This window comes from Streptomyces sp. V2I9 (assembly GCF_030817475.1).
In the GTDB taxonomy this organism is placed as follows: Bacteria; Actinomycetota; Actinomycetes; order Streptomycetales; family Streptomycetaceae; genus Streptomyces.
The window spans coordinates 1,013,134-1,028,353 of record NZ_JAUSZJ010000002.1 but is presented as its reverse complement, the minus strand read 5'-3'; the positions used below and the strand labels follow the sequence as shown (position 1 = coordinate 1,028,353).

The window sequence follows — 15,220 nt, the reverse complement described above, 5'->3', positions numbered from 1 at the left end:
TGAAGGTCCCGAGGGGCTCCCGGCGGACGATTCCTTCGACATCCGGACGGTTCGCCCCGTCATCCGGACCGGGGAGGCGAATACCGGACAGGACCGGTCCGTGCGCGGGTGCCGTTCTCGGTCGTACCGGGTGTTCGCAAACGGAACCGACGTGGCGTGACCCCCGGTAAGTGAACGCCTCGCGTGCGAAGCGTCGGTGTCGTGTGCACGTCCAGAAGTCGGCCTTGTGCGCGATTCGGTGCCTCGGAATAGTGAGCGGCCCATCCCCTCCGTGCACGGACACCCCACTTGTCCCGTGCACGGCCCCACAGGAGGAGGCCGAAGTTGAAGCACCGACGCATATCCAGGAAGCGCACGATGGCCGCCGGGTCGGCCGTCGCGGCCCTGGTCGCAGCGGGACTCACGTTCCAGACTGCGAACGCCAGTGACGACGTACCGCGGTTCGAGGCCAAGACGCTCAGCGCGGACGCGGCCGGGAAGCTGGCCGCCACCCTCGACCGGGACCTGGGCGCGGACGCGGCCGGGACGTACTACGACACGAAGGCGAAGGCCCTCGTCGTCAACGTCGTGGACGAGGCCGCCGCCGAGCGGGTCCGCCAGGCCGGCGGCAAGGCCAGAATCGTGGAGAACTCCCTCGCGGAGCTGAAGTCGGCCCGGCAGGCCCTCACCGACAGGGCGACGATCCCCGGCACCTCCTGGGCGGTCGACCCGGTGACCAACAAGCTGCGCGTCACCGCCGACAGCACGGTCGACGGCGCCGCCTGGAAGAAGCTCTCGGCGGTCGTCGACGGTCTGGGCGGCAAGGCCGAACTCATGAAGACCACGGGTGAGTTCAAGCCGCTGATCGCGGGGGGCGACGCGATCTGGGGCTCCGGCTCCCGCTGCTCGCTCGGCTTCAACGTGGTGAAGGACGGCCAGCCGTACTTCCTCACCGCCGGCCACTGCACCGAGTCGGTCACCAGCTGGTCGGACACCCAGGGCGGCTCGGAGATCGGGGCGAACGAGGGCTCCAGCTTCCCGGAGAACGACTACGGCCTGGTCAAGTACACCTCGGACACCGCGCACCCGAGCGAGGTGAACCTGTACAACGGCTCCACCCGGGCGATCAGCAGGGCGGGCGACGCCACGGTCGGCCAGGCGGTCACCCGCAGCGGCTCCACCACCCAGCTGCACGACGGTGAGGTCACCGGGCTGGACGCCACGGTCAACTACGGCAACGGCGACGTCGTCAACGGTCTCATCGAGACCACGGTCTGCGCCGAACCGGGCGACAGCGGCGGCGCCCTCTTCGCGGGCGACACCGCACTCGGTCTGACCTCGGGCGGCAGCGGCGACTGCTCCTCGGGCGGCACGACCTTCTTCCAGCCGGTACCGGAGGCGCTGGCCGCCTACGGTGCCGAGATCGGCTGAGACTCCACGCACCGCGGAAGGGCCCCCGGTTCGCCGGGGGCCCTTCCCGCTTCCGCCGGACGTCGGGCTCCGGTGCCGGACGCGCGGTGCTCAGGCGTCCGGTTCTCGGGCGGCCCGGGGGGCAGGTCGCCGGAGCCGGTTCCGGACGGGGCCGCCGGGGGGCGGCCCCCGTCGGGTCTCCGGTGCTCAGGCGGCGGTCGATCCGCCGGTGCTCGGCGCCGGGCCGGTGCCGGCGCCTCCGGCGCCCCGCGCCGGGGTCTCCGCCGGGCCCCGTGGCGTCCGCTTCCGCATCGACATCAGCAGCGTCACCGCCGTGCCGACGACCGCCCACGCGGAGAGCACCAGCAGCGGGCCGGTGACCGCGTTGCCCCGGAAGTACGCGATCGAGCGGGCCACCCAGGTGCCCGCGCCCGGAGGCAGGGCCGGGCCGATCGTCCGCCAGAAGTCCGGGAGCATCGGGAGCGGGAACGCGCCGCCCGCGCTCGGGTTGCCCGCGATGACGATGATCAGGACGGCCAGGCCGATGCCGACGATCCCGGTGAGCGCCTGCAGGGCGAGCGTGATCATGCCGACCGAGAAGACGACCAGGGCGCCCAGGCCGGACAGCCCCCAGAAGCTGCCGGGCAGCGCGCCGAGGATCGGTCCGACGACGATCGCGCCACCGATGCCGCCCACGATCGAGTAGAGCGCCATGGTCCCGGTCCGGATCAGAGCGCGCTGCCGGTTGGCGGGCTTGGCGCCGGCGCTGATCGCCAGGATCGAGGCGCAGAGGTAGCCGCCCACGCACCAGCCGACCACCAGGTAGAAGGACGAGAGCCCGTTGAAGTCCTCGGACGAGGCCCCGGCCACGTCCACGGTCTTCACGGTCCGCTGCTGGGAGTCCTCGACCCGGGTGACGATCCTCTCCAGTGCGCCGGACAGCGCGGTGCCGCCGCCGGAGGCGACCAGCAGGGTGTCGGTCCGGCCCTGCGGGGAGACGATCAGGGCCCCGTCGATGTCGCGGTTCATGATCTGTTCGCGTGCCTCGCCCTCGCTGCTCACCTCGCGGGGGTCCAGCGGCCCGCCGGGAAGCCCGTCCAGCTCGGTGACGAGCTGCCGGGACATCTGCTGCGGGGCCACCACCCCGAAGGCGACGTCCGTCGGCTCGGGCTTGTGCAGCGCTCCGATGTAGGACGCGATGAACAGCAGTTGCAGGGCGAGCACGCCGATGACGAGCAGGGCGGCCCGTGGTGTGACGGCGTTCTTCACCTCGTCGACGAAAGTCATGTCCCCACCGTCCCGGCGGGACGGCTGCCGCGCAGGCGGGGCGGGGCCGAACGGGCGTAGGGCGGGCCGGCCGTCGTGGGCCCGGCCGGGTGCCGCCGGACACGCCCAGGCCCCCGGCCCCGGTCGCGGGGCGGCCTCGCCGGTCTCCCGCCCGGCATTTTTTTACCGACGCGTAACTTCCCTCTGGACCTTACTCGTGCGTAATTTGGCATGAGCACATAAAGCTTGTGGTCCGGGCCACAGGGCGCACCGCCATCGCACCTCCCTTGAGCCGCAAGGAGATCCCACGATGCTGCCCTGGTTCCGTGCTGCGCGCGTTCCCCGTACGCGCAGCCTGCTCGCCGCCCTGCTTCTCGCCCTCACCGTGCTCGTCGCCCCGGCGGCCACGGCGACCGCGGCGGCACCCGCCGCCGAGACGGCCACCTCGCGCGGCTGGAACGACTACTCCTGCAAGCCCTCGGCCGCCCACCCCCGACCCGTCGTCCTGGTCCACGGAACGTTCGGGAACTCCATCGACAACTGGCTGGTCCTCGCCCCCTACCTGGTCAACCGGGGCTACTGCGTCTTCTCCCTCGACTACGGCCAGCTGCCGGGGGTGCCGTTCTTCCACGGACTCGGCCCGATCGACAAGTCCGCCGAACAGCTCGACGCGTTCGTCGACCAGGTGCTCGACGCCACCGGCGCCCCGAAGGCCGACATCGTCGGCCACTCCCAGGGCGGCATGATGCCGAACTACTACCTGAAGTTCCTCGGCGGCGCCGACAAGGTCAACGCGCTCGTCGGCATCGCCCCGGACAACCACGGCACGACGCTGCTCGGCCTCACCAAGCTGCTCCCGCACTTCCCCGGCGTCGAGAAGTTCATCACCGACCAGACCCCCGGCCTCGCCGACCAGGTCGCCGGATCGCCCTTCATCACCAAGCTCACGGCGGGCGGCGACACGGTGCCCGGCGTCCGCTACACCGTCATAGCGACCAGGTACGACCAGGTCGTGACCCCGTACCGCACGCAGTACCTGGACGGGCCGAACGTACGCAACGTCCTGCTCCAGGACCTGTGCCCGGTCGACCTCTCCGAGCACGTGGCGATCGGCACCGTCGACCGCATCGCCTTCCACGAGGTGGCCAACGCCCTCGACCCGGCCCGCGCCACCCCCACCACCTGCGCCTCGGTCATCGGCTGACCGGCGGCGCGCCGAAAGGCCGGGGCCCGACGTCCGACGGAGCGGACGGCGGGCCCCGGCCCGTCAGGTCCTGCCGCGCCCGACGTCCCGGAAGGACGCGGCAGGGGTCCGGGGGAGGGGCGCTGCGCGGCTCAGCGGCCGCGCCGGCCCGTCGTGGTGGCCCGGCGGCGCTGCGAGGCGAACAGCGCGGCCGCCCCGGCGGAGAGCGCCGCCGCGCCGCCGATGGCCAGGTAGGTGCTGCTGCCGGAACCGCCCGTCTCGGCCAGCACCTCTTCCCCGGCCGCCGCGTTCACCGCCGGGGCGTTGCCCCCCGTCGCGGCCCGGTCCTCGCCCGCCGGTGCGGCGGTCGTGGCCTTCGCCCCGGTGTCCGCGTCGTCGTCACCGTGGCCGTCGTGCTCGACCGACGACTTCGCGGCGCCCTCGGCGATCGCGTCCTCGGACGGCGCGGTGGGGGGCTTCGGAGTCCGGGCGCCGACGCCGGCCCCCTTCTCCGACCCGCCGCCGAACATCACGTCGGAGCAGGCGTAGAACGCCTCGGGGGAGTCCGAGCGCTGCCAGATCGTGTAGACGAGGTGGCGTCCGGAGCGCTGGGGGACCGTGCCGTCGAAGACGTACGACCCGTCCTTCAGCGCCGGGTCGGTGGCGGAGGCGAAGGGCTTCGCCTCCAGGTCCGACCAGGCGAGCGGCTGGGAGGCGTCGTAACCGGGCCTGGTCAGGTAGAGCTCGAACGAGCCCTCGTGCGGGGCCGTCGCGCGGAACGCGAAGGTGTGCTTCCCCGCCGACATCGCGGAGGCCGGCCAGTCGGCGCGCGGCAGGTCGAGGCCCCTGAACTTGTCGTTGGCCGCGCTGCACAGCTTGCCGTCCGGGATCAGATCCCGGTGCTTGCCCGCCGCGTCGGCGATGTTCACCCCGTTCCAGTCGTACAGCGCCTGGGTGCCGCCCGCGGCGACGGCGGCCTTGCACGCCGCCGACCGCGGGTTCTCCGGACCCTCCGCGTAACAGGCGGACACCCGGCTCACCGGGTCGGTGAGCGAACCGTGCGCGGCGGCGGGGGCGGCGGCCAGTCCGGCCAGGGCGAGCGGTGCGACACCGAGGGCGAGGATCCGGGCGGCCTTGCGACGAGCGGTCATGGGTGGATCTCCTTCTGAACGGCACGACTACGCCGCTGCCATGGAGGGCGGCGATCAGCAAGCTAGCCGCTCGGAAGGGTGAAAACGCCTGCTGGGAGGGGGTGGAGGCGATCCTTAGGGTGCCGTTAAGGACCGGTTAGGCGGGGGCTGAGACTTCCCGGCCCGCCGGCCCGCGACGCCTCTCAGCCCGTCCAGCGGTAGCGGCGTTCCGGGCGTCCCGTGCCTCCGTAGCGCAGGGTCACCTCGGCGCGGCCCGTGCCGGCGAACCACTCCAGGTAGCGGCGTGCGCTCACCCGCGACAGCGAACCCGCCTCGGCGCACTCGGAGGCCGACAGGCCGCCGGGGTGGTCGCGCAAGGTGCGCTCCACCAGGTCGGCCGTGGGCGCGGCCAGGCCCTTCGGCAGCTCGCGCGAGCCGGGCGGACGGGTGCCGAAGATCTGGTCGACGTCCTCCTGGCGGGCCTCTCCCAGCTCGTCCAGGCGGGCCCGCAGCGAGGCGACATGGCGCAACTGGTCCTGGAGGGCGGACCGGTGGAACGGCTTGATCAGATAGTGCAGGGCCCCCGCGCGCAGCGCCGCCCGGATCACCCCCGCGTCGCGGGCGGCCGTGATGAACAGGGCGTCCGTGCTGGGGCGCGAGGCGTCCCGCTCCTCGGCCGAGCGCAGCGCGCGCAGCACGTCGATCCCGTCCATGTCGGGCAGGTAGATGTCCAGCAGCACCAGATCGGGGCGCAGCCGCTCGGCCGCCCGCAGGGCCTCGGCCCCGTTGTGCGCCGCCCCGACGACGTCGAAGCCGTCCAGGGCGGACACGTAGCGGCTGTGCAGTTTGGCGACCATGAAGTCGTCGTCCACCACCAGCACTCTCGTCACGCCGCCACGCTAGGGCGCGACCTCAATGACCACAACGTCCGTTGATACCGGAAGAGAGACAGGTTCTTAACGCGCGGGCAACATGTGGGCCACTTCACAGCGAAAGGCGGATCCTGTGCGACTGCGCACTCTGCTCGCCCTGTTCGGGGCGGCGTTGCTGGTGGTGGTCGGACCACCCCTGCTCTCCACCGGTGACGGCTCCGACACCGGCACCCGCATTCCCGGACTGCGCTTCATGGTCCCCAACACCCCCGGCGGTGGCTACGACATCACCGCCCGCACCCTGGCCATGAACGCCGAGGACGCCGGACTCACCCATGGCATCGAGGTGTTCAACCTGCCGGGTGCCGGCGGAACGGTCGGGCTGACCCGGCTCGTCGGCGAGCGGGGCAACGGCAAGCTCGCCCTCTCCATGGGCCTCGGTGTGGTCGGAGCCGTCCACACCAACAAGGCTCCGAGCACGCTGGCCGACACCACCCCGATCGCCCGGCTCACCGAGGAGCCGGACATCGTCGTCGTCGCCGAGGACTCTCCGTACCGCACCGTCGCCGACCTGCTCGCCGCCTGGAAGAAGGACCCGGCCGGCGTCCCGGTCGGCGGCGGCTCCTCACCCGGCGGCCCCGACCACCTCGCCCCGATGCTCATGGCGCAGGCCGCCGGGATCGCCCCGAGGACGGTCAACTACGTCCCGTTCGACGGCGGCGGCGAACTCCTCGCCTCGATCCTCGGCAACAAGGTCGGCTTCGGGGTCTCCGGCCTCGGGGAGTACCGCGACCAGATCGAGGCGGGCGAGCTGCGGCTCCTCGCGGTGACCGGCCCGAAGCGGGTGCCGGGCCTCGACGCCCCCACCCTGCGCGAGGCCGGACTCGACACCGAGTTCACCAACTGGCGCGGCATCGTCGCCCCGCCCGGCCTCTCGGACACCGAACGGGACAAGCTCACCGGCCTGGTCCGCGAACTGCACGGCACGAAGGAGTGGAAGGAGTCGATGAAGAAGAACGGCTGGGACGACGCCCTCCTCGTCGGCGAACCCTTCGGCGACTTCCTCGACGAGCAGGACCGGCGCGTCGCCACCGTCCTCAAGGAGCTGGGGCTGTGACCACCGAACCCACCGGACCGGCCCGCCCCGACGGGACCGGCACGGCACCCCGTGCGGCCTCCCGATCCTGGCTGCGCGACCACTCCGAACTCGGCGTCTGCGTCCTGCTGTTCGCGCTCGGCTTGCTCGTGCTCACCGACGCCCTCACCATGAGCGTCGACATCGCCCAGCGCGGCCCCGTCGGCCCCCGGACGGTCCCCTTCGTCATCGGCGGCCTGTTCCTCCTCATCGCCGTCCTGCTCGCCGTCGACGTCCTGCGCGGCGGACGCGGCGAGGCGGAGGGCGGCGAGGACGTCGACCTCGACGCGCCCGCCGACCGGCGCACGGTCCTTCTCCTCACCGGGGTCTTCCTCGCCGCCGCCGCCCTGATCGGCCCCCTGGGCTTCCCGATCTCCGGGGCGCTGCTCTTCTGGGGCTCCGCCTACGTGCTCGGCAGCCGGCACCACGGCCGGGACCCGCTCATCGCGGCCGGCCTCTCCCTCTTCACCTACTTCGTCTTCGACAACCTGCTCGGTGTCCCCCTTCCGGGCGGCCCGCTGATGGGGGTGCTCTGACCGATGGATTCCCTCACCTCCCTCATCGACGGCTTCGGCACCGCGCTCACCCCGATGAACCTGCTGTGGGCCGCCCTCGGCGTCCTGCTCGGCACCGCGATCGGCGTGCTCCCCGGAATCGGCCCGGCGATGGCCGTGGCGCTGCTGCTCCCGGTGACGTACGGACTGGACCCGACCGGCGCGTTCATCATGTTCGCCGGGATCTACTACGGCGCGATGTTCGGCGGCTCCACCACCTCGATCCTCCTCAACACCCCCGGCGAGAGCGCCGCCGTGGTCGCCGCGATCGAGGGCAACCCGATGGCCAAGGGCGGACGCGGGGCGCAGGCGCTCGCCGCCGCAGCGATCGGGCACTTCGCGGGCGGCATGATCGGCACGATCCTGCTGGTCGTCCTCGCCCCGACCGTGGCCTCCCTGGCCATCGGCATCGGTGCCCCCGACTACTTCGCCATCATGGTGCTGGCCTTCATCGCCGTCACCTCCGTCCTCGGCGCCTCCCGCCTCCGGGGCATCGCCTCGCTGCTCATCGGCCTCACCATCGGCCTCGTCGGACTCGACCAGATGACCGGTCAGCAGCGCCTGACCTTCGGCTCGCTCCATCTCGCCGACGGCGTCGACGTGGTCATCGTCGCGGTCGGACTGTTCGCGATCGGCGAGGCCCTCTGGGTCGCCGCCCATCTGCGCCGCTCACCCGGCAGCCCGATCCCTGTCGGCCGCCCCTGGCTCGGCCGGGTCGACCTGAAGCGCACCTGGAAGCCCTGGCTGCGCGGCCCCGTCATCGGCTTTCCGTTCGGGGCGATCCCCGCGGGCGGCGCGGAGATCCCCACCTTCCTCAGCTACGTCACCGAGAAGCGGCTCTCCAAGCACCGCGACCAGTTCGGCAAGGGGGCCATCGAGGGCGTCGCCGGACCGGAGGCCGCCGCCTCCGCCTCGGCCGCCGGGACCCTCGTCTCGATGCTCACCCTCGGACTGCCCACCACCGCCGTCGCCGCCGTGATGCTGGCCGCCTTCCAGCAGTACGGAATCCAGCCGGGCCCCCTGCTGTTCGAACGCGAACCGGAGCTGGTCTGGGGCCTCATCGCCTCGCTCTTCGTCGGTATGGTGCTGCTGCTCGCCCTCAACCTGCCGCTCGCCCCTCTCTGGGCGAAGCTCCTGCGCATCCCGCGCCCCTATCTGTACGCGGGCATCCTCTTCTTCGCCGCCGTCGGCGCGTACGCGGTCGGCGGGGAGTCCCTCGATCTGGTGATCCTCCTGGTCATCGGTCTGATCGGGTTCGGGATGCGGCGCTACGGGCTGCCGGTGCTGCCCGCCGTCATCGGGGTGATCCTCGGCCCGGCCGCCGAGCAGCAGCTGCGGCGCGCGCTCCAGATCAGCGACGGCAGCGTGTCCGGCCTGGTCAACACCCCGTTCTCCGTCACGGTGTACGCGATCGTGGTGCTGATCGCGGCCTGGCCGCTGATCGGGCGGCTGGTCCGGCGGCTGCGCGGCGACCGGCACGGGACGGAGGGCACCCGCCCTGTCAGTGGCGGCTGAGAACATCGGACCATGACCACGATCGACTGGGACGAGGCCGCCCGCACCTTCGACCGGGAGCCCGACCACGGGCTCCTGGACCCGGTGGTGCGCGACGCCTGGGCCGGGCGGCTGGAGAGCTGGCTGCCCGCCACCCGGAGCGACGTGCTGGACCTCGGGTGCGGTACGGGGAGCCTCTCCCTGCTCGCCGCGGGCCAGGGCCACCGCGTCACGGCCGTCGACCGCTCGCCCCGCATGGCCGAGCTGGCCCGCGCCAAGCTCGCCGGGACCGGGGCGGAGGTCCTCGTCGGGGACGCCGCCCGGCCCCCGGTCGGTGAGCGGTCGTTCGACGTCGTGCTCGCCCGGCACGTCGTCTGGCTGCTGCCCGACCCCGCGGCAGTCCTCACGCACTGGTTCGGCCTGCTCAAGCCGGGCGGGCGGCTCATCCTGATCGAAGGGGTGTGGGGCGGCGACGGCCTCTGTGCCACCGAACTGACCGCCCTGCTCTCCGCCCACACCGAGCGGATCCACCACGAGGACCTGGCCCCCGACGCCCGGCTGTGGGGCAGGGAGGTCGCCGACGAGCGCTATGCGCTGATCGCCCGCGCGATGCCCCCGCACCGGCACACCGAGGTCGTCGACGTCCATCTGATCCTCCGCCGGGGCCCGGACGTCCTGCTCGCCCGCCGCGCGAACACGGGCTACGCGGACGGGCTGCTCCATCTGCCCTCCGGCCACGCGGAGGACGGCGAGGACGTCCGCGAGGCGATGATCCGGGAGGCCGCGGAGGAGCTCGGCCTCCGCCTGGATCCCGAGGAGCTGCGGGTGGCCCTGGTGATGCAGCACCGGGGCCCGGGCGGCGGGGCGCGCATGGGCTGGTTCTTCGTCGCGGAGCACGACCCGGCCCGCCCGCCGCGCAACGCGGAGCCGGAGAAGTGCTCCGAGCTGGACTGGTTCCCGCTGGCCGCGCTGCCGGACGACATGGTCGCGTACTGCCGCGCGGGCCTGGACGGCTACCGGTCGGGCGAGCGCTTCCTGCTCCACCGGCACCGGGACGGGGAGCCGATCGCGTACGTTCCCGGCAGTGCCGGACGGGCCGTTCCGCTGCCCGCCGCCGACGACGCCGCCGGCCGGGTGCACCACATCGAGCTGTGGGTGCCCGATCTGGCGGAGGCGGAGCGCGGCTGGGGCTGGCTGCTGGTCCGGCTCGGCCATGTCCCGTACCAGCACTGGGCCCACGGCCGCAGCTGGCGGCGCGGCGACGCGTACGTCGTGCTGGAGCAGTCGCCGGACCTGGCGCCGGGCGGCCACGACCGCCGCCGCCCCGGCCTCAACCACCTGGCGTTCCACGTCGGCGACCGGGCCGCCCTCGACGCCCTGACGGCCGAGGCCCCGGCGTACGGCTGGCGGCTGCTGTTCCCCGACCGCCACCCGTATGCGGGCGGCGCGGGGCACTGTGCCGTCTATCTGGAGGACCCGGCGGGGTACGAGGTCGAGCTGGTCGCGGACTCCCCGCGGGGGCCCTGAGCCGGGAGGCCGCCGGGGGAGTCGTGCGGCCGGGGGCCGTCAGACCAGCAGCGTGGCCAGTCCCTCCGTGCGGGCCAGGCGTTCCAGCTCGTCCAGGGCCGCGACCGCCGCCCCGGCCGCCGCCGGATCACGCCCGGCCAGGCCGCTCTCCTCGAACTCGTCCTCGTCCAGCCGCAGGACCGACGCCCCGTCGGCCGAGACCCACAGATCCAGGTCCAGGTCCTCGACCGTCAGCACCCCGCCCGCCAGCACGGCGGGCCGGGTGATGTCGCAGTACCAGCCCTTGAGCACACCGTGCCCGTCCCGGACCTCCTTCACGGCGAACCACCGGTCCCGCCAGTAGTGCTCGGTGAGGACGTCGCCCGGCTCGAAGCGGACGAACCCGAAGTCCCGCACCCCGGACGCCGCCCACGGCGCGCGGACCGTGACGCGGACCCCGTCGTCCCGGACCGCCTCGGCCGGATACCTGATCTTGACGCGGCCCGCCTTGGTCAGGACGACGACCAGCTCCTGGCCGCCGGCGGCCAGGAGATCAGGAGAGGGTCCGGACATGGCGGACCTCCGTCGCGCAGACCTGGTAGCCGAACCACCGGTTGATGGCCAGCATCGGCTCGTTGCCGCTGTCGTTGGAGGTGTAGGCGTCCGTGTAACCGGCGGCCCGCGCCCGGTGCAGCGAATCGTTCTTCGCCAGCTTCGCCAGGCCCCGCCCCCGGAACTCCCGCAGGGTGCCGGTCATTCCGCTCAGATAGGTCCGCGCGCCGTCGGTGGTGGCCGCGCTGAACGCCGCCACCTTCCCGTCGACCAGCGCCACCGAGGTGAGCTCCTGGTCGAAGGCCGGGTGCCGCCAGGTGTTCGTCAGCCAGTCCTCGTAGTCCTCCAGCTCGGAGGTGATGTCGCCCGGCTCGTCCGCCGTCACCTCGGCGTCCGCCTCGAACAGCGGCCGGGGGTCGTCGGCGAAGGCGGATCCGGGCCGCAGCTCGACGCCGGCCGGGACCGCGTCGCGCGGCGGCAGGGCCCCGTCCGCGAGGCCGAGACGCTGGAAGTGGGCGGAACGGCGGGGCTCGTAGCCCCGGTTGCGGGCGAACGCCAGGCTCTCCGGATCGTCCAGGGCCCACACGTACAGGACCGTGGCCCCGGCCTCGGCCAGGTGCTCCTCCGCCGTGCGCAGCAGCAGCGAGCCGGCCCCGCGCCCGGTGCGGCCGGGAAGCGTGTGCGGGGTGAAGTACCCCTGCCCCGGCTCCGGGCTCTCGTGGGCGATGCCGGCCTGGGCGGTGGCGATGATCTCGCCGTCCTCCTCGGCGACCAGCAGCCGGTAGTGCCGGTCGGGATGGGCGTGGGCCCGGTCGTGGAGGATCTGGTCGGGGGTGGCCACCATCCAGGGGACCGAGGCCCGGCGGACCCGGGTCCACTCGTCGGCGTCGGAAGGCCGGAAGTCGCGCACGATCACAGTCATGGGGTGGACCGTATGCGCGGCGGCGGCCCGGACGCCTCCTCTTTTTCCGGCGGTGGGGGAGAATCGGGGCCGTGACCTACACGATCGTCCTCGACCCGGACTCGGGCATCGCCCCGTACGAGCAACTCCGCGCGCAGTTGGCCGAACTGGCCCTGTCCGGCGCGCTGCCGGTCGGCCACCGGCTTCCGACCGTACGCGGCTTCGCCGAGGAGCTGGGCCTCGCCGCCAACACTGTTGCGAAGACCTACCGCGCCCTGGAGGCGGACGGGGTGATCGAGACCCGCGGGCGCAACGGCACCTTCATCGCGGCCGCCGGTGGAGCGGCCGAACAGCGGGCGGCGGCCGCGGCGCAGTTGTACGCGGAGACCGCCGAACGGCTGGGCCTCACCCGGCAGCAGGCCCTGTCCCTGGCCGAGGACGCGGTCCGGGCGGCGTACGGGGACTGACCCCTCCCGCGGTGCCGTCGGGAGCCGGGGAGCTCCGGGCGAACGGCCGGGGGCGGACGGAAGCATGCCGCGCATATTTTTGGCATGAACACTTCCGGAGTGACGGGTGCGCTGCTACTACGGAGTAGGCAGAAACCCCCTGCCCAAGGAGTCCAAGGAGTTTCATGAAAATGTCCAGACTCGTGGCGTTCTCGTCTTCCCTCCTGCTCGGCGCCGCCCTCGCCCTCACCGGTGCCGGGGTCGCGAACGCCGATTCCTCCGCCGCGGCCGTCGACTACGTGGCCCTCGGTGACTCGTACTCCTCCGGCGTCGGAGCCGGCAGCTACGACGGCTCCAGCTGCAAGCGCAGCAGCCGCGCGTACCCGGCCCTCTGGGCTGCCGCCAACTCCCCCTCCTCGTTCGACTTCGCCGCCTGCTCCGGCGCCCGGACCGGAGATGTCACGGGTGGCCAGCTCGGCAAGCTGGCCGCCTCGACCGACCTCGTCTCCATCTCCATCGGAGGCAACGACGCCGGGTTCGCCGACGTGATGACGACCTGCGTCCTGCAGTCCGAGGCCACCTGCCTCAACCGGATCGCCACCGCCCGCTCCTACGTCGACACCACCCTGCCGGGCCGGCTCGACTCCGTGTACACGGCCATCCGCTCCAAGGCCCCCTCCGCGCGCGTCGTGGTCCTCGGCTACCCCCGCTTCTACCAGTTGGGCGGCGGCTGCATCGCCGGTCTGAGCGAGAAGGAGCGCTCCGCCATCAACGCGGCCTCCGACCACCTCAACACGGCCACCGCCAAGCGGGCCGCGGACCACGGCTTCACCTTCGGCGACGTGCGGACGACGTTCACCGGGCACGAGATCTGCTCCAGCAACTCCTGGCTGCACAGCGTGAACTGGCTGAACATCGGCGAGTCCTACCACCCCACCGCCGCCGGACAGTCGGGCGGCTATCTTCCGGTGTTCAAGTCCGCGCTCTGACAAGCGCGTTCCTCCCGCATTCGTGACCGGACGGGAGGCCTCGCCGGGCGAGGTCTCCCGCTCCACGGGGCCGGGGGGAGGACGCGAAAGCCGCCGACCTGCTGAGCAAACCAGGCGAACTGTCCCAAGTCGCCCTGGAATCGCGCGCATTCGGTAACGGCCCGTCAACCTCCGTATATGTGTGCGCACTCCCGTGGCCGGGATACACGGGTGTCCCCGGAGGGCGATAGGGTTAACCTGCCCGGACCGGGTGCCCTCGTACGGGTGGGGAGTGACATGGAACAGATAACGGTGCGGAGCAGGCCGCGTGTGCCTGCCATCACATGCGGGAGCGGTGCGACCAGTACGCGCCTCGACCGCCATCTCGCGGTGCTCGGCGGCCCCGTCGTCCCGCAGCGCGAAGCGGCCGAAGCGACGCTGCTGATGCGTGAGCTGACCTCGCGCGACGCCGCGCGCAGCCGTCGGAGCAGGAGTGCGCGCGTGTCGCTCTTCGCGCCGCTGCGGCGACTGCGGCGCTCCCTCTTCGGCAGCCGCCGCTGACCCACCGCACGGCATCGCCCGGCCCTCCGCTCGGGAAGGCTCAGGCGATCACCCCGTCCCGGCGCAGCACCGATGTCTGCTCGTCCGTCATCCCCAGGGCTCGCAGCAGTGCATCGGTGTGTTCACCCAGCGCCGGTACGGCGCCCATCCGCGCCTCCTCGCTCCCCGGCAGCGTGATCGGCGGCAACAGAGCCCGCAGCGGCCCCACCGGCGAACCCACCTCCCGCCACCGGTCCCGTGCCGCCAGCTGCGGATGCGCCGCCACGTCGGCGACCGTGTTCAGCCGGGCGCAGGCGATGCCCGCCGCCTCCAGCCCGGCCAGTGCCTCATCGCCCGTCAGGGCCGCCACCGCCCGGCCCACCGCCTCGTCGGTCCGTTCCCGGTTCGCGGTCCGCGCCGCGTTCGTCGCGAAGTCCGGATCATCGGCCAACTCGGGCCGCCCGAGCACCTGTCCGGCCAGCCGCCGCCACTCCCGGTCGTTCTGCACGGAGAGCAGTACCTGTTCGCCGTCCGCCGTCGCGTAGGCGTCGTACGGGGCGATCACCGAATGCGCGAGACCGGTGCGCGCCGGGGGAGCGGCGCCGTGCATGCCCTGGTGCAGCGGGTGGCCCATCCACTCGGCGAGCGCGTCCAGCATGGAGACCTCCACCGGGCCGCCGCGCCCGGTGGTCGCCCGGCGCAGGAGTGCGGCGAGCACCCCGGAGAACGCGTACATGGCCGCCGCGATGTCCGCCGCCGGAACGCCCGCCTTCACGGGCCGCTCCGGCGTTCCCGTGACCGAGACCAGACCGGCCTCGCACTGCACCAGCATGTCGTAGGCCCGCTTGTGCGCGTACGGCCCGGCCGCCCCGTACCCGGAGATGTCCACCGCCACCAGGCGCGGGTGGGCGGCGCAGAGCGAGGCGGCGTCGAGCCCGAGCCGCGCCGCCGCCCCCTGTGCCAGATTCTGTACGAACACATCGGCCCCGGCGATGAGTTCACGGACGATCGTGAGGCCGCGCGGGTCCTTCAGATCGACGGCCAGGGACTCCTTGCCGCGGTTGCACCAGACGAAGTGCGAGGCGAGCCCGCGCGCCGCCGTGTCGTAGCCGCGCGCGAAGTCGCCGCCGTCCGGGCGCTCCACCTTGAGGACCCTGGCGCCGAGATCGGCGAGCTGCCGGGTGGCGAAGGGGGCGGCGACCGCCTGCTCGACGGCCACCACGGTGATGCCGTCGAGCGGAAGAGGAGATGTGTTCATCCCCCGTGCATACCCTCCGACCGGCC

At 72.9% G+C, this 15,220-nt stretch carries 15 protein-coding genes; 9 read left to right on the top strand and 6 right to left on the bottom strand.

Annotated features, from left to right (window positions below):
- The first annotated feature begins 324 nt into the window (after positions 1–324).
- On the top strand, positions 325–1,410 hold the full coding sequence (locus QFZ71_RS04605) for a S1 family peptidase (protein ID WP_307666967.1): 1,086 nt from the start codon (positions 325–327) through the stop codon (positions 1,408–1,410).
- A 186-nt stretch (positions 1,411–1,596) separates the two neighbouring features.
- Here the strand turns inward: QFZ71_RS04605 and QFZ71_RS04600 are convergent, their stop codons facing one another.
- Entirely contained in the window at positions 1,597–2,676 is a 1,080-nt protein-coding gene (locus tag QFZ71_RS04600; RefSeq protein WP_307666966.1) for a DUF3533 domain-containing protein, read from the bottom strand.
- A 289-nt stretch (positions 2,677–2,965) separates the two neighbouring features.
- On the opposite strand from QFZ71_RS04600, the gene QFZ71_RS04595 reads away from it, so the two are divergent.
- Entirely contained in the window at positions 2,966–3,859 is an 894-nt protein-coding gene (locus QFZ71_RS04595; protein ID WP_307666965.1) for a triacylglycerol lipase, read from the top strand.
- A gap of 131 nt (positions 3,860–3,990) precedes the next feature.
- Here the strand turns inward: QFZ71_RS04595 and QFZ71_RS04590 are convergent, their stop codons facing one another.
- Positions 3,991–4,989 carry a lytic polysaccharide monooxygenase gene (locus QFZ71_RS04590; protein ID WP_307666964.1) on the bottom strand — a complete coding sequence of 333 codons (999 nt, stop codon included), beginning with the start codon at positions 4,987–4,989 and terminating at the stop codon, positions 3,991–3,993.
- A 182-nt stretch (positions 4,990–5,171) separates the two neighbouring features.
- Complete coding sequence (locus QFZ71_RS04585) at positions 5,172–5,825, bottom strand: response regulator (RefSeq protein WP_307671337.1); 654 nt, start codon at positions 5,823–5,825, stop codon at positions 5,172–5,174.
- Between the two features lie 148 nt (positions 5,826–5,973).
- Between QFZ71_RS04585 and QFZ71_RS04580 the strand changes: the two genes are divergently transcribed.
- Genes QFZ71_RS04580 through QFZ71_RS04565 form a run of 4 tightly spaced genes read left to right on the top strand, consistent with a single transcriptional unit; the run spans position 5,974 to position 10,550 of the window.
- Positions 5,974–6,957, top strand: a complete 984-nt coding sequence (locus QFZ71_RS04580; RefSeq protein WP_307666963.1) for a tripartite tricarboxylate transporter substrate binding protein — start codon at positions 5,974–5,976, stop codon at positions 6,955–6,957.
- On the top strand, positions 6,954–7,511 hold the full coding sequence (locus QFZ71_RS04575) for a tripartite tricarboxylate transporter TctB family protein (protein WP_373465079.1): 558 nt from the start codon (positions 6,954–6,956) through the stop codon (positions 7,509–7,511). Before QFZ71_RS04580 ends, QFZ71_RS04575 begins: the two co-directional genes overlap by 4 nt.
- Before the next feature lie 3 nt (positions 7,512–7,514).
- On the top strand, positions 7,515–9,044 hold the full coding sequence (locus QFZ71_RS04570; RefSeq protein WP_307666962.1) for a tripartite tricarboxylate transporter permease: 1,530 nt from the start codon (positions 7,515–7,517) through the stop codon (positions 9,042–9,044).
- A gap of 12 nt (positions 9,045–9,056) precedes the next feature.
- Positions 9,057–10,550 (top strand): trifunctional class I SAM-dependent methyltransferase/NUDIX hydrolase/VOC family protein, encoded by a 1,494-nt coding sequence (locus tag QFZ71_RS04565; protein WP_307666961.1) that lies wholly within the window; start codon positions 9,057–9,059, stop codon positions 10,548–10,550.
- Positions 10,551–10,589: 39 nt separating this feature from the next.
- Here QFZ71_RS04565 and QFZ71_RS04560 read toward each other — a convergent pair whose 3' ends face one another.
- Together QFZ71_RS04560 and QFZ71_RS04555 are read right to left on the bottom strand one after the other, a co-directional pair.
- Positions 10,590–11,102, bottom strand: coding sequence for a DUF402 domain-containing protein (locus QFZ71_RS04560; RefSeq protein ID WP_307666960.1), 513 nt, complete (start codon positions 11,100–11,102; stop codon positions 10,590–10,592).
- Entirely contained in the window at positions 11,083–12,003 is a 921-nt protein-coding gene (locus QFZ71_RS04555; protein ID WP_307666959.1) for a GNAT family N-acetyltransferase, read from the bottom strand. The genes QFZ71_RS04560 and QFZ71_RS04555 overlap by 20 nt, the downstream gene beginning before the upstream one ends.
- A 71-nt stretch (positions 12,004–12,074) precedes the next feature.
- Here QFZ71_RS04555 and QFZ71_RS04550 point away from each other — a divergent pair, with 71 nt between their 5' ends.
- The 3 genes from QFZ71_RS04550 to QFZ71_RS04540 all read left to right on the top strand — a co-directional run bounded on the left by QFZ71_RS04550 (position 12,075) and on the right by QFZ71_RS04540 (position 13,957).
- Positions 12,075–12,449 carry a GntR family transcriptional regulator gene (locus QFZ71_RS04550; RefSeq protein WP_307666958.1) on the top strand — a complete coding sequence of 125 codons (375 nt, stop codon included), beginning with the start codon at positions 12,075–12,077 and terminating at the stop codon, positions 12,447–12,449.
- A gap of 164 nt (positions 12,450–12,613) precedes the next feature.
- Positions 12,614–13,417 (top strand): SGNH/GDSL hydrolase family protein, encoded by an 804-nt coding sequence (locus QFZ71_RS04545; protein ID WP_307666957.1) that lies wholly within the window; start codon positions 12,614–12,616, stop codon positions 13,415–13,417.
- 276 nt (positions 13,418–13,693) lie between these two features.
- Complete coding sequence (locus QFZ71_RS04540) at positions 13,694–13,957, top strand: hypothetical protein (RefSeq protein ID WP_307666956.1); 264 nt, start codon at positions 13,694–13,696, stop codon at positions 13,955–13,957.
- 40 nt (positions 13,958–13,997) lie between these two features.
- On the opposite strand, the gene QFZ71_RS04535 is transcribed toward QFZ71_RS04540, so the two are convergent.
- Entirely contained in the window at positions 13,998–15,194 is a 1,197-nt protein-coding gene (locus QFZ71_RS04535; RefSeq protein WP_307666955.1) for a CaiB/BaiF CoA-transferase family protein, read from the bottom strand.
- Positions 15,195–15,220 lie beyond the last annotated feature (26 nt).